The organism is uncultured Polaribacter sp., from assembly GCF_947503855.1.
Taxonomy (GTDB): Bacteria; Bacteroidota; Bacteroidia; order Flavobacteriales; family Flavobacteriaceae; genus Polaribacter.
The window spans coordinates 48,365-62,860 of the sequence record NZ_CANNFF010000012.1; the positions used below are offsets into that span (position 1 = coordinate 48,365).

General features: G+C 30.1%; 13 protein-coding genes, 1 tRNA gene and 1 pseudogene. 7 read left to right on the forward strand and 8 right to left on the reverse strand.

Going from position 1 to position 14,496, the window contains the following annotated elements; translation table 11 throughout:
- Window positions 1–34 precede the first annotated feature (34 nt).
- The 3 genes and pseudogenes from Q0662_RS10885 (at window position 35) to Q0662_RS12050 (ending at window position 3,628) form a co-directional block, all read left to right on the forward strand.
- The gene (locus Q0662_RS10885) at window positions 35–955 is read left to right on the forward strand and encodes a type IX secretion system membrane protein PorP/SprF (RefSeq protein WP_298949656.1); all 921 of its coding nucleotides are present in this window, start codon (window positions 35–37) and stop codon (window positions 953–955) included.
- Between the two features lie 29 nt (window positions 956–984).
- The gene (locus tag Q0662_RS10890; protein ID WP_298949658.1) at window positions 985–2,895 is read left to right on the forward strand and encodes an OmpA family protein; all 1,911 of its coding nucleotides are present in this window, start codon (window positions 985–987) and stop codon (window positions 2,893–2,895) included.
- Between the two features lie 205 nt (window positions 2,896–3,100).
- Window positions 3,101–3,628: pseudogene (locus tag Q0662_RS12050) on the forward strand (DUF2779 domain-containing protein).
- Between the two features lie 419 nt (window positions 3,629–4,047).
- Here the strand turns inward: Q0662_RS12050 and Q0662_RS10900 are convergent.
- Entirely contained in the window at window positions 4,048–4,671 is a 624-nt protein-coding gene (locus Q0662_RS10900; protein ID WP_298949661.1) for a tyrosine-type recombinase/integrase, read from the reverse strand.
- 810 nt (window positions 4,672–5,481) lie between these two features.
- On the reverse strand, window positions 5,482–6,861 hold the full coding sequence (locus tag Q0662_RS10905; RefSeq protein ID WP_298949663.1) for a winged helix-turn-helix transcriptional regulator: 1,380 nt from the start codon (window positions 6,859–6,861) through the stop codon (window positions 5,482–5,484).
- 472 nt (window positions 6,862–7,333) lie between these two features.
- Between Q0662_RS10905 and Q0662_RS10910 the strand changes: the two genes are divergently transcribed.
- Window positions 7,334–7,636, forward strand: coding sequence for a helix-turn-helix domain-containing protein (locus Q0662_RS10910; protein ID WP_298949665.1), 303 nt, complete (start codon window positions 7,334–7,336; stop codon window positions 7,634–7,636).
- 186 nt (window positions 7,637–7,822) lie between these two features.
- Here Q0662_RS10910 and Q0662_RS10915 read toward each other — a convergent pair whose 3' ends face one another.
- From Q0662_RS10915 to Q0662_RS10935, 5 genes are all read right to left on the reverse strand, one after another.
- On the reverse strand, window positions 7,823–8,500 hold the full coding sequence (locus Q0662_RS10915) for a GNA1162 family protein (RefSeq protein WP_298949667.1): 678 nt from the start codon (window positions 8,498–8,500) through the stop codon (window positions 7,823–7,825).
- Window positions 8,497–8,835 (reverse strand): DUF4810 domain-containing protein, encoded by a 339-nt coding sequence (locus tag Q0662_RS10920; protein ID WP_298949669.1) that lies wholly within the window; start codon window positions 8,833–8,835, stop codon window positions 8,497–8,499. The genes Q0662_RS10915 and Q0662_RS10920 overlap by 4 nt, the downstream gene beginning before the upstream one ends.
- Window positions 8,832–9,161: a hypothetical protein gene (locus Q0662_RS10925; protein WP_298949671.1), complete on the reverse strand. Its 330-nt coding sequence runs from the start codon at window positions 9,159–9,161 to the stop codon at window positions 8,832–8,834. The genes Q0662_RS10920 and Q0662_RS10925 overlap by 4 nt, the downstream gene beginning before the upstream one ends.
- Window positions 9,158–10,120: a CsgG/HfaB family protein gene (locus Q0662_RS10930; RefSeq protein WP_298949673.1), complete on the reverse strand. Its 963-nt coding sequence runs from the start codon at window positions 10,118–10,120 to the stop codon at window positions 9,158–9,160. The genes Q0662_RS10925 and Q0662_RS10930 overlap by 4 nt, the downstream gene beginning before the upstream one ends.
- Window positions 10,121–10,183: 63 nt before the next feature.
- Window positions 10,184–10,780 (reverse strand): outer membrane beta-barrel protein, encoded by a 597-nt coding sequence (locus Q0662_RS10935; protein ID WP_298949675.1) that lies wholly within the window; start codon window positions 10,778–10,780, stop codon window positions 10,184–10,186.
- Between the two features lie 79 nt (window positions 10,781–10,859).
- Here Q0662_RS10935 and Q0662_RS10940 point away from each other — a divergent pair, with 79 nt between their 5' ends.
- A complete protein-coding gene (locus Q0662_RS10940; RefSeq protein WP_298949677.1) occupies window positions 10,860–12,110 on the forward strand; it encodes a hypothetical protein in 1,251 nt (416 codons plus the stop codon).
- 175 nt (window positions 12,111–12,285) lie between these two features.
- Here the strand turns inward: Q0662_RS10940 and Q0662_RS10945 are convergent.
- A tRNA-Phe gene (locus Q0662_RS10945) sits at window positions 12,286–12,358 on the reverse strand.
- 100 nt (window positions 12,359–12,458) lie between these two features.
- Here Q0662_RS10945 and Q0662_RS10950 point away from each other — a divergent pair.
- On the forward strand, window positions 12,459–13,187 hold the full coding sequence (locus Q0662_RS10950) for a type III pantothenate kinase (RefSeq protein WP_298949680.1): 729 nt from the start codon (window positions 12,459–12,461) through the stop codon (window positions 13,185–13,187).
- On the forward strand, window positions 13,184–14,470 hold the full coding sequence (locus Q0662_RS10955) for a hypothetical protein (protein ID WP_298949682.1): 1,287 nt from the start codon (window positions 13,184–13,186) through the stop codon (window positions 14,468–14,470). Before Q0662_RS10950 ends, Q0662_RS10955 begins: the two co-directional genes overlap by 4 nt.
- Window positions 14,471–14,496: the final 26 nt, after the last annotated feature.

Sequence of the window (14,496 nt, forward strand, 5' to 3'; positions counted from 1 at the left end):
AAGATATAAGATAAATTGTAAAAATTAAAAATAAATGAAAAAAATAGTCACACTTGTTATTATACTTATAAGCGGATTGAGTTACTCTCAGCAAGATGCTCAGTTTAGTAACTATATGTATAACACGCTGAGTTTTAATCCGGCGTATGCTGGTTCCCGTGGTACGACAAGTATTTATTTATCACAACGTTCTCAGTGGATTGGTTTGGATGGAGCACCGACAACGAATGCTCTTTCGTATCATTCCCCTTTAGGTTCTTCTAATTTAGGTATTGGGTTGAGTTTTTTAAATGACGCGATAGGGCCTGTTGAAGAGAATTTAGTTTCTTTAGATATGAGTTATACGATCCAAACGTCATATGATTATAAATTAGCCTTTGGATTACGAGCGAGTGCTCATATGCTGAATGTAGATTTCAACCAGTTAAATATATTTAACCCAGGGGATGTATTGGCGCAGAATAACATTAATAATCGTATTTCTCCGAACTTTGGTTTTGGAGTGTTTTGGTATTCAGATAAGAGTTATTTAGGATTTTCAATTCCTAATTTATTACAGACCAAACATATTAATAAAAACTTAGGAGCATCTGTAAGTTCGATATCTAAGGAGCGTTTGCATTATCATTTTACAGCGGGTTATGTATTTGATTTAAGTCAAGATGTATTATTTAAGCCTGCATTGTTGACAAAGTTTGTTTCGGGTTCTCCATTACAATTGGATGTATCGGGAAATTTTCAGATATATGATAAGTTTACTATAGGAGGGTCATATCGTATAGATGCAGCTGTGAGTTTATTAGCTGGCTTTCAGTTAAGCAGGAATTGGTTTTTAGGTTATGGTTATGATTTTGACACAAATAATCTATCTACGTTTAATTCAGGTTCACACGAGGTTTTCCTACGTTATGAAGTATTTAGGAATAGCAATATAAAAGCACCGCGATTCTTTTAAAAAAAAAAAACAAAAACCACAAAATAGAGATGAAATTACATTTTAATTATATTACACTTTGCTTACTATTAGTAAGTGGATTTATATATGGTCAACAAGAAAGAGAAGTAAGAGCTAATTCAAAGTACAATAGTATGTCTTATACTGAGGCCATATCTCTTTATAAAGGTTTGGTTGCAGATGGTTATGGTTCTCCGGAGTTATTTGAGAATTTAGGGAATTCATATTACTTACAATCTAATTATTCGTTAGCTAGAGTAAGTTACGATTCATTATTTAAAAGAACGAAGGATGTTTCTAAGAGCACGTACTATAGATATATCAATGTGTTGCGAAGTGAGAAAGAAGATAAGAAGGCAGATAAGTTGTACGCTACATTATTAAAGAAATACCCAAAGGAGAAGATAGAAGATAAGCTTAAGAATCGTATTTTTTTAAGTCCAGAAGTACTTGGTGTTTCTTCGGTTACTCTAAAAAACTCAAAGATTAATTCTCCATATTCAGATTACAAGGTTTCATATCTAGGAGAAGATAAGATTGCTTATTCAAGTAGCAAGGAGACAAAGAGTTTTTTATCTACCAAATCTATTTGGAATAATGAGGCTTATACGAACCTATACGAAAGTCGTTTTGATGGAGATAGCCTAATAGGTGAAGTTTCCAAATTAAAAGGTCGCATCAATAGATTTTACAATGAATCTTCAGCCGTTTTCACAAAAGATGGTAAAACGATGTATTTTACTAGAAACAATCATTTAGCAAATCAAGTAAAGACAGATTCTTTAGAAAATGTATTGCTAAAAATATACAAAGCAAAGTATAATGGGAAGCGTTGGGTAGATATAGAAGAGTTACCATTTAATAGCAACCAATACAACTGTGCACATCCGGCCTTGAGTCCTGATGAGGATTATTTATATTTTTCATCAGACATGCCTGGAACGAAAGGAGAATCTGATTTGTATAGAGTATCTATAATTGATAACACTTATGGTACGCCAGAGAATTTAGGAGCTCAAATAAATACGTTAGGTAGAGATACTTTTCCATTTATCACCTCAGACAATGTTTTGATTTTTTCTTCGGATTATAGAAAAGGTCAGGGAGGATTAGATTTGTATTATACAGATTTAAAAAGTACGAATAAAAGAGTCTATACTTTTAGTGCTCCTATCAATTCTTCTTTTGATGATTTTGGTTTGGTTTATAAAGTCTCAGAAGGTACAGGTTTTATGTCTTCAAACCGTAAAGAAGACAATGTAGGTTCAGATGATATTTATGCGTTATCAGGATTATCGATACCGAAATTAGAAGATTTGACAGTAATGATCAAATCGAAGAAAGGGAATGATGTAATAGGAAATACATCAGTAACCTTGTTAAATGAAAATAAGAGTGTTTTAGGGACTATAACAGCAATCAATAACCAAGTATCTCTTTTAGATGTAGATCCTTCGAAGGGGTATAATTTACAGGTGAATAATGAGAATTATCAACCATATGCTTCCTCACTAAAATTTAAAGGCACCAATACAACTACGATTTACCTTACAGAGAAAGCGCCACCACCGGCACCAGTAGACTTGCTGGAGCTTTTAAAGTTAGAGAATATTTACTTTGATTTTGACAAGCATGCAATTAGAAGCGATGCTGCAATTGAGTTAGCTAAGATTGTAGAGATATTAAACAGATATCCAGTAATAAACTTAGAGATCATTGGACACACAGATAGTTTTGGACCTGCTGCATACAATGAGAGGTTGTCTGCTAGAAGAGCAGCGTCAACAAAACAATGGTTGGTAGATAGAGGGATCTCAGCAGATCGAATAACCACCTTCGGTTATGGGGAGAAACAGCCTATCAATGATTGCGAAAGAAATAAATGTACAAAAGAACAACACAATCAAAACCGTAGAACAGAGTTTTTAATCAAACAATAACAGACAACATTTTATAAAACTTCAGAAAAGACTCAAATGGATTGTTTGGGTCTTTTTTTGTTTGAGTTTATAAAATCATTCGTATTACTAAAAAAGATGTTCAAAGGTCATTGCTTTTAAATCCATAATTCTAAAAACCGCTTATTTTAAATTTAGATTTTAAGATTATCGGTTCTGTGGTTCCAAAATATAATGGAAGTAGACTATGCCAACAACAGGTATTTGCAATTTCACTTCACATTCAAAAGATCCCATATCTGAAATAGAACACAGAGAGTATCTTACAGATCCATCTCAAGATCCAAGAATTAGATTCATAGAACAACCCATAGAGGACTGTGGTAGCAGTGGAGACATTTTAGTTTATAATATTGGTTTTTAGAGCGGAAAACTCAATGATCTAATTGATGTATTCCCTCAATATTCTAATGAGTTGAGAGGGATTGTAAATCGTCTGAAAGATCTAATGATTCCGTTCCAACAGAAATGGTACTATACCCCCGAAATGAAGGGGAGTTACTCAATAAAGTATATTCTACCCGCACTTGTTCCTGAACTTTCATATAACGATCTTGATATAAAAGAAGGAGGTAAAGCATCCAACACATTTCTATCAATGGTTAATGAAACCTTTGAAGGTGATGTGCAAAAAACAAGGAGACAACTATTAGAATATTGTGAGTTGGATACCTATGCTATGGTCAAAATCCTTGAGAAACTACTACAGGTATAAAACTGATTTTCTCTAAAAAATCTGAAAAATTTTTTAAATCCAACTTTTAGACTTTCCTCAATTTTATATCAATTTTTGGCAAAATTTTCAGACGACTCTGAGAGGGTGTTTTGATTCATATATATTTATATATTAAGGACGGGTACGGCAGGGAGTCCGGCAGGAAGTACCCCCGGGGGACCTGATCTACCGATAATACTAATCGGCAAACTGAAATTCCAATAATCTTGGAGATTTACCATCAGGTTCCTTCACTAATTCTAATCGGCACCTCTATTATCAATGATAACCTAAAGATAAACTATGGTGATCCATCTAAGATTTTAATTGGCAAAAATAAATTCGATAAAATGTTTGACCGGTTGCCAATTAAAATAGAAAGGATCTCACCGTCTTCTAATTTTAAAAATACATAAGGGTTACAAACTCAAGCTCTCATAGACACCCATTACCTCTTTTTCTCTGATACCAAGATACCTTTTTGTAATCCCCATTGATGAATGTCCGAAGAGTTCCATTAACAGAACTATAGACTGGTTGGAGTAGTTATTTAATTTAAGAACCCTATTTCCAAGTGTTTTTCGAAACATGTGGGTAGATACATTTCCATCTACATGTACTTTATATTTCCTAAATATTTTTTTTAGGGAAACGTTCACCCACGATTTGTCAATGGGTTTGGTGCCATATCTATTTATGAAAATGAATTGACTCTCGTCATCTATCAGTTGTTTTCGTTTGATACGAGATATAATCTCAAGTAAATCCTTATTTAATTTAATTCTTCGAGTCTTTTTTGTCTTTTGTTCTACTATTACTAATATATCTCCCCCCGAAAAGTCGGTGTACCTTAATTTGAGTATATCCCCTATACGTAAACCCGTGAATACCCCAATTGAAATTAAGAGGCAGTACTTAAAATTTTCATCTCTTTCCAATTTAGCAATTAATGATTTAAAATCTTCCCATGGAATTGCACCGGTTGTTGTTCGTTGACCCTGTAGTGACATTTTTATATTTTTAGAAATTAACCCGGCTAACATAAGCGCAAAACTTCGATTTTGCAGCATTATTTAATAAAAGTATAAGTGGGTTGATCTTTGGGAAGTACTGGATTCACTGGGAAGTCCAACCCGGGTTGAGATAGAACTATTTTAGTAAACTTACACTAATGTCAGAAGTCTAAGCAGATAAGTTTTTAAACATATTGTAGGCAGAATAGAATTCTCGCGGTAAATTCCAATTATGGATACCTTTTTTACTATTTACTTTTCTGTTTTGGGAGTAATCCTCATTGTAAATTTAATTTATAGACTATTTGTTTTTTTAAGAATTAGATCTGAAGACTGGCAATTTCAATTGGCACATGAGGTATTAGATTGGTGTTTGGAGATGTATCCGGTTCGCAAACAAAAACCATTCATAAATTTAGTTGAAGGTACATCTGATTTTGGGGGAGAATATTGTTTTGATACTAATACGATCATTATATACCGGTCAAACAATGTATTACTTCGGGATATTGTAAAAACAACTATTCACGAGTATTTTCACTATTATTTGATCACCTCTCAAACTAAAAACAACTTGTATAAAAGACAGTTAGAAGTCTATGGATATGAGAATCATCCGCAGGAAATACTTTGCAATTCACTCTCTAAAACACTAAGTAAAGTATATCAGAATAAATAATTAAAACTTCGTTTTATTTCACAGGAAGGTCAATATCCCTACCCATCATGCCGAATAGAATTTAATGTAATACAGTGATCAAAAACAAAGATCTAACAACTGCAATCGAGAATTTATTTCAATACTAATTTCTGTTTTCTTCGTTTGAACTATCAAAATTTTCACGACAAAAAGTTACCAATCCATTTGGGACACTCAGGGCGGAAAACATTGTCAGTTGACACATTATGTTCATTTGATAGAAAAACAGCATCAACATCTACTATAAGATCTTCATCTGTATAAAGTTCATTAACATCTATCACTAATTTTTCTAAATCTACAGGTTCAGAATTTATATGTCTTTTAATTGTGCTAATAGATAACCCTGTTTTTTCTGCAAGTGCTTTCTGAGTGATTTTTAACCCTTGAGATTTCATCTCTTTTTTTGTAGTAATTATTTTTTCAATTGATGAATTACTTCTTCTTTTTCCATTTATTTTACTTGCTAAATTTCTTTTTTCTCCACCGGTTAATTTGGAGTTACTATTGAAATGCACGTACTTGTACTTTTTATTCTTAAATTCATAGTTTTCATCATTTTTAATACTGGAGTAAACGAAAGTAAACAGTTCTACGAGTTTCTTAAATTCCATTGGTGGTTTTCCAAAATAATTATTAATGAAATTAAGGTAAGAAAACAAATAACTTGCTGGTAACATTGGATTTAAGAAAACAAGTTTATGTATTATAATTGTATAAATGTTATGTTTTTTGGTATCTCTTATCTCTCTAGGAAATGTAATATCCATTTTTTCTGATGCAAATAATTCAACAATTGGGTTATTAACCACTACAGGTGTTTTTGTTACAATTTTATCCATAAATTCTTCAAAATCAATATTGGAAAGTGGCTCAATCAATGTATTAATATATTTTTTATTCAATATAGATTGATTGAGCTGTTTTTTCAGGTGTCTTTTCTCACTATTAAAAGGAATCTCAACTGTAATTTCATTCTCATAATTAACGAATGGTTCAGTGTCGTATGTTAGATACATTGCCCTGCCAAGATTCTTACATTTTATATCAACCTGCTCTTCTTTAAGATATGTAGTTTTTATAATCTCCCATATCTCATAGAAGTTATTGTTATCAATAATATTTGTTATTTTGAACAAAACAGATATGCCACCAGCACCACTTGACAGACATACTAAAGAGACAAGATGACCATATTTTTCAATAAAGTATTCTTTATATTCTTTTGCGTTAACCACATCATCGAAATCAAAATAGATATAAGAAGATGGTGCAATAAAATTTTTTGTATAATCCTCCTTTCGTTTTATATTCCGTTTTTTAACACTACAGTTGGGAGTAATGTAGTTTAGAAATGTTTTCTTTTTCTTGTAGGTCTGGTCTCCCTTTAATCTTAGTTCTCTAATTTCATTTATCAGAGATTTTTTAGGGTTGTTTTTAATGAATTTAACCAATTGTGATAAATCAATTGTTTTAGTTGGGATTAGATTGGTAATTCCTTTTTCAAAGTAGCTGAACATTAAAATAATAATCCCCCAAATTTCGATGTGGTGGCATCTACTTTAAGGAGGATAAACATGCTTTATGTGTAATATAATTATCATCCACCAACGATAATCACACTATCTTAAAAGATATAAATCGAATTAAGTCTTAATAGAATATAACGAAATATTTAGGGAATGTCAAGCCTAAATATAAAGGTGTGAGTTGACACCTTTGTTTTCAAGTTAAATGATCAATATCAAAAAACAGATAATGTGATTAAAACGATAAAAAGAGAACAGAAAACTGTACCCTATAAAACCCGGTTTATCAGTTGAAAAGTTAGATCCCTCAGATCCACTTGATGATAATTTTATAAAGGAAATAAGAGATGATATCTATAAGAAATCAACCAAGAGTAGATTTAAAAAAATGAGTTGGTCAATATTGGACAAACATATTGAGACAACAAATGAATTTTTGAAGAACAACTAAAAAATGAAAATCATGAAAGAACAAATGATACAAATATTGAGTCTAACAAAAGAAGAACTTATTCAAATAGTTAAGGAAGGAGTGAAGTTAGAATTAAACCGACAACGATCTATGGGAAACCCATTAAACCGGTTATCAATTAGTGGTGAGGATACCCAATACATGACCCGAGACGAAGTTTCAAAAGTTTTGAGTGTTACAGTCCAAACACTAAATAATTGGAGACGAGAAGGGATTCTAATTCCCTTAAAAATTGGGAGTAGGGTACTGTATCGAAAAGAAGATGTTTATAACAACTCACGAGTGGTGGCTTGAGTTATTGGTAAAAAAAAACAAATATGAACTAATTGTAGTAAATATTTGTTTTTTTCATTTTCTTTTTACAGAACTTTCCCATTAGATTAATAATTTTATCACTTTGTAAAGTAAAATTAAATCATCCTCATAAAAGTATTGATCATTTTAATTAATATAATTTTTATTTTAAAACTCTACTAATAATTATTTTGGTAATCTTACTTTTATAACCTTAAGTCCAGCTGTCTCTTCTTTATCTAACCCAAACATTGGACTATATTTTCCTTTTGGTAAATCAGTAAAAATATAGTTATTAGCTGCTTTCGCAACATCTACATATTTTGTTACAGCGGTATTTAAAGCTGAAGCCGCTAAATCTAGTAAGAAGCTACCACCTGTTGAGACTGATGTATTGTAAGAGATTGTTCCTTTTCTAGAATACAAGATTTCAGCTGTATGGGTTGATTTAAGTATATATTCCACTTCAACAATTACTCGAGAAGCTAAGCTAGACTTATCCCATTTATTAATTTTGGTAAATAATATAATATCAGCACCAAATATTTTATTAAATATTTTTAATGAAGAGTTTTCAATAAAAAGTTCAGAATCATAAGCACTTTCTCTCTTTAATATTTCCATTGACAAAAATGGAGGAATAACATAATACCCTGCATTTAGGATAGGTACATTTAATGTTGTATGAAAATATTCTTTTGCATCTACGTTTGTACTTCTATTTATTGGAGGCATTATTAAAACAGACAAAGGTTTTTCTTCATACATTCCTTTGTATGCTTGAGCCTTATTTAATTTTGAGGTAGTACCACAACCAACAATTAAAAGTGTTATTGATAATAATAAGTATATTGAGTGCTTCATTTTTCAATTAAATTTAAAATTCGATCTATAAAAATTTTTGATTCAGGATAAAGTGAAATTTCTTTATTTAGATTTTCTTTACCCTTCTTTAAATCACCTCTTTGTATTAAGAAAAAACCATAATCAGCTAACATTCCTGGAGGTATTACTTTTCTTGTACCTTTTTGTTTTGTTATTATCTTTTGGTACTGTTCCATTATTTCATTTATTGATTTTTCATCAGCTTTTTTTAAATAATTATAACTTGATTGTTGATATTTATCAAATGAATACAATCCTTTTGTTGAACTACATGAGTATAAAGCAAGTGAGGCTAGGAATATATATATTTTCATGGAAGTATGATCTTTTTAGTTTGTTGTGATGAAAGAAAAATTATTTTCTCATAAATACGTTTATTATTTTTTGAGATAGAAACTTTATGCTTTCCTGAAGAAATTCCATAGAGTTTAAGATGTTTAACTTTGTCTCTGTTTTTTTGCACTTCAGCATTAAATTTAGTTTTTTCATCGATAACAACCTCAACTCCATTAGGGTAATTAGAAGGTGTTCCTAAAATTAAAAGAAAAGCTTGATTTTCTATACCTCGACTTATGGTCTTAGTTACTCCACAACCGACTAAAAGTGTGGTTAATATTGTAATAAATAGTATTTTTTTCATTTATCTACTTGTTTTATAAAATATTTACTGAGGCTGTTTTTATCAATATTTCCTTCAGTAAAAGAAACTATAGAAAATTCATTTTCAGAAGATTCTCCACCAGAATAATCAATAGTAATTTGACCTACTCTTTTACCTGGTAATTGAATGAACATACCTGTTTGTGGATTTTTAACTTTTCTACCTTTGGTGAAAACATCAAAAAGATCTCCTAATTTTATTCCTTGACTTTTACCGCCTGAAATTATAATACCATCTTGATCATATGATAAAAAGTAAGATTTCCAAGGTCTATTTAAACAATTGTTTATAATATTCTCAACTAATTGAGAAATTGCAGCAGAAATAGCCTTGTCTGAGAGAGATGAGTCATAATCTGTCCTTTTACCAAGGCCTAGAGTTGTCTTATTACTTGTCTCAGCTTGTCCTTTTGATTCCTCAGAATAAATTATTTGCCCAGTGGAAACGTCAATAAGTCTGATGCTAATACCAGCTTCAACAATCTGTGTTTTACTTCGAGAAAACACTTTTGATTCCCCAACGTTTTTTCTTCCAAATTCTGTAATTGAGCCTATTATTAAGTAATCTGCACCAATTTCTTGAAATCCTTCGTTATTAGCAATTTTTAATTCGTCTTTAATTAGCTGATAATCTTGTCTTTCTAGTAATATAAATTTTCCTGAAGATGCAAGTTTAGTTGAGAGAATATCAACTGCTTGTTTGCCCATTGGATCATTATTTTTATCATAAAAAAGACCTTTAGCATAGCTGGTTTCGTTAGAAAATCTTGCAATAGCTACTTTCCTTTTTAAAGTATGGGTTTCATCAGTTGGCTCGTTTATTTCGTTTACAGTTTCAATAATATTTTGTTTTCTATCTGAAACTTGTTTCTTTTTTCTCTGAGAAAAGCTTACAAAAGTAAATAATAGTGATAGCGTAAGTAGTAGTGTTTTTTTCATAGTTAGAAATAAAAAACACCTTAAAAATAAATATAAAATTTAAGGTGTTTTATTAAAGAAAAATTAGAAGTTATATCTTAAACCAGCTCCAATTTTTAAGTTATTGATTTTATTGTCAGAATCTATGTCTAAAGTACCCCCAGGAAGGGTTACTTCAGTAAATTTTCCTGCTAAATAGTCTAAATCAACAGAAAAAGCAAATCCCGAACTACCATCTCCAAACACTATAGAGTTACCAAATATAAAAGCATTCCCAGAATATTCTACATCTTCAAGTCCAATTAGTGCAGCATCATCTCCTCTAATAACACCTTTCATAGAAAAAGCATACTGGGGTTTTAAGTCCCAAGAAATATTGTCACTTATTGAAAATGAGATCATTGGTCCAATACTGAAAGCTCCAACACCAACGGCATTATCTGATTCTCCAATTATATGCCCACTTGAAGATAAATTAGCAGTGATACCCAAAGTTTCACTAAATCTGTACCCAAGATTAAGGAAGTTTACGTTTAGTCCACCAGCTAGGTCTAAATCATCAGTTACTTCCCCTCCAGCTGTTGCATAACCAACACCTACTCCTACATAAAATTTTGAATCTTGAGCATTCATAGAAAATGATGCTAAAATAAAGGTTAATAATAATAATAATTTTTTCATAATAAAAATTTTAAGTTAAGTCACAAATTTAAATTTTTAAATTTTAATTTAGGTACATTTTAGGTACATTTACATAAAAATGATTTACGACATTAAATTTCAAATTGAACAAAAGTGTGGTTTTGTGGTCAAAACTAAGAGAGATTGTATCGTTTTATCTGATCTTGTTTACTATGAAACTTCTTTGATTTTAAATTATAATACTTTAAGAAGATTTTTTGGAATAGTTAGAGGAACGGAAGCTTCTGTATCAACATTAAATATACTTTGTATATATTTAGGTTATGAAAGTTATTCTCAATTCTGTGCAAAATATCCGTTAAAAAAATCATGGGATTCTCAACAAAGAATTTTTAATATTATTTATGAAGATCCAATTTCTGTTTTAAAAATTATTGAAGATAATTACAATAATTCTAATAATTATATTGAATTATTAATAACATTAGTTTATGGTGTTTCAATTCAGAAAAAATATAAGAGTTTAAAATTTATTTTTAACTCAGAACTACTCAATCCTAAAAATTTTTCTTACTCTCAAATGCTCTACTTTGGAAATTGTATAGGTCCGTTATTAAAAAAATCTGAAGTAGATTATTTAAAGCTTATTAAAACTAAATATTTTTCAATATTATTTTTTAATACATATATTGATATTAACAGTCTAAATGGTTTATATGGTTTGTATGCATTAAAACTTTATAATTATACTTCAGACAAACAACAAAAACTTTTTATAAACTGTATTTTAGAATTTAAGAATTTACTCAACAAAAAAGATTGTAAAATTGTTATTACAAGTCTAAAATTTAAAGAAATACATCCAATTCTTTTTGGTCGTTATATGAGTATATTGCTCTTTAATAAAAATAAAAATAAAAAAGAAAAAATACAACATGTTATTAATTTCATGGATCAAATTAAATATCAGAATAATTTAGTAGATTATCTTTATGAATTTACTTTTGCCTGTATAATAAACAGAGATATAGATATACTCAAACTTATAATTTTTGAAACGGTTAACTTTAAAATTTCAAAACCTTATTATCAAGAATATCATTACAGTATATTCAAGCTAAGAAATCTAATTGTTGCTTCGTCTAATGGTGATGATGTATTAGAAAGTATTGAAGATTTTAAAAAGAATTCATTTTTTAGAAATAGTCATAAAGAATTCATTGAAATAATAATTTTAATTTTAGAATATCATAATTTAGGAAAAGATAAAAGTAAATTAAAAGAATATCAAAGCTTAGCTCAGAAACTTAACTATCCTATTTTTGATAAAAAATATTGTTTAAATTATTTTAATAGTTATTTGATTTAAAAGAAATTTTCTTTTTCAAGGTAATGTGCTTTCACTTAAGTAACCAGTAACTTTACTTAAAAATATAACCAGTTCAGAATTATCTTTTTTTACCTCCCGAGCAACCTCTCAAGCAACCCCAAAAACCAAAAAACCCGTAAATCATTGTTTATAAATGAGTTACGGGATAATTTTGTGGTACCTCCAGGAATCGAACCAGGGACACAAGGATTTTCAGTCCTTTGCTCTACCAACTGAGCTAAGGTACCATTGCCTTAGCGGATGCAAATATAATATGTTTTTTTACATCTGCTAAATAAAATTTAAAAAAAATGTCATCTATTTTTAATTTTTATCTAAATTTGAAATATGAAACTAATTGTGGATATTGGTAATACAAGAGTTAAAGCTGCTGTTTTTAAAGGAGATAACTTGTTGGAGTTACTTGTTTTTGATAAGGAAAAAATTATTTCAGAAATTAAAAAAAATATAAAAATAAAGTCAATTTCTCATGTAATTTTATCTAATGTAGCTTCAATTTCATTACAAAAGATAGAGCAACTACAAAAAATGGCTACAGTAATGGTCGTTTCTTCTAACTTAAAAATACCTTTTATCAATTTATATCAAACACCAAAAACGTTGGGTGTAGATAGAATTGCATTAGTTGCAGCAGCTGTAAAACAATTTGCCAATAAAAACGTTTTGGTAATAGATGCAGGTACTTGCATTACTTTTGATTTTGTAAATAGCAATTTAGAGTATTTAGGTGGCGCAATTTCTCCTGGTATTAAGATGCGCTACAAAGCTTTACAAAAGTTTACGGCAAACTTGCCATTGTTACATAGTGAAAAACTAGATAGTTTTATAGGTAAAAACACTCATGAAAGTATAATTTCTGGAGTTTTAAATGGGGTAACTAACGAGATTGAGGGAGTAATCTCTCAATATGAAGAAAAATTTTCTGATTTAACAATAGTTTTAACAGGAGGAGACACAAATTTCTTGTCAAAACAATTAAAAAGTAGCATATTTGCCAATCAAAATTTTCTCCTTCAAGGATTAAATGAAATATTGAAACTTAACACAAGCAAATGATAAGAAATATTTTAGTAACCTTATTACTGATTACTTCTACAACTTTATTAGCACAAAGAACAAATTCTTCACCTTATTCTTTTTTTGGTATTGGTGAAGAATTCAGTCCAAGAACCGTAGAGCAAAATAGTATGGGAGGTATAGGAGTTGCTTTTAACCATTATAAATATTTAAATTTTTCAAACCCAGCTGCAAACGCTTTTTTAAGGCAAACTACTTATGCAATTGGGGTTTTAAATAATGATTTAACGGTTAAAACGCTTGATACCCAACAAACTTCTAACGGAACCAGTCTAAATTATTTGGCATTGGGTTTTCCTGTTGGTCAAAAGGCAGGTTTCTCTTTTGGTTTACAACCAATTTCTTCTGTAGGGTATTCTTTATCTGACAACGGTTTCGATACTAATGGAGATCTCCAATCTATAACCTTATATAATGGTAATGGTGGTGTAAGTAGAATTTACGGTAGTTTTGGTATCATGGTTGCTAAACAATTTGCAGTCGGGATAGAAGCAGATTTTAGCTTTGGTAACTTAGAAAACTCAATTACAAACCAAAGAGCAGATGTAAGTTTGGGCACTAAATATAAAGAAATAAATACCATTAGAGGAGGTTCTGTAACTATTGGGGCTCAATACATAAAACCGTTAAAAAATAATTTACGCTTAGATGCAGGTGCCACATTAAAGCTTGGCAATAATTTAAATGTAGAGGGGAACGATTATCTCTATACAGTTTCTATCGGTTCAAATGGGGGAGAGTCTCCAAGAGATACAATTTCTACAACTGCAATTTCGGGTAAATATGTACTACCCTTAAAATCTACTTTTGGTATTGGTTTGGGTAAATACGATAAATGGTATGTAGGTTTAGAATACGAAAATCAAGAGGCATTCCAAACAGAAGGAACTTTAAACATTACAAACGACGCTTATAAATACGAAAAATCAAATAGATTTTCTTTAGGAGGATTTTATTTGCCTAAAATAAATTCGATTTCAAGTTACTGGGATAGAGTTACTTATAGAGCAGGTTTGCGTTTCGAAAAAGTAGGTTTAGCTATTGATGGAGTTGGAAATACAACAAATTTTACATCAATAAACGACTATGGCATGTCTTTTGGTTTAGGTTTACCACTAAAGCAATTATCTACCGTTAATTTAGGATTAGAATACGGTAAGAGAGGTACAACATCAAATAATTTAATACAAGAGCAATACTTTAACGTAAGGCTTAGTTTATCTTTAAGCGATACTTGGTTCAGAAAAAGAAAAATAGATTAACATATAAAATTATTAAAACTATTAAA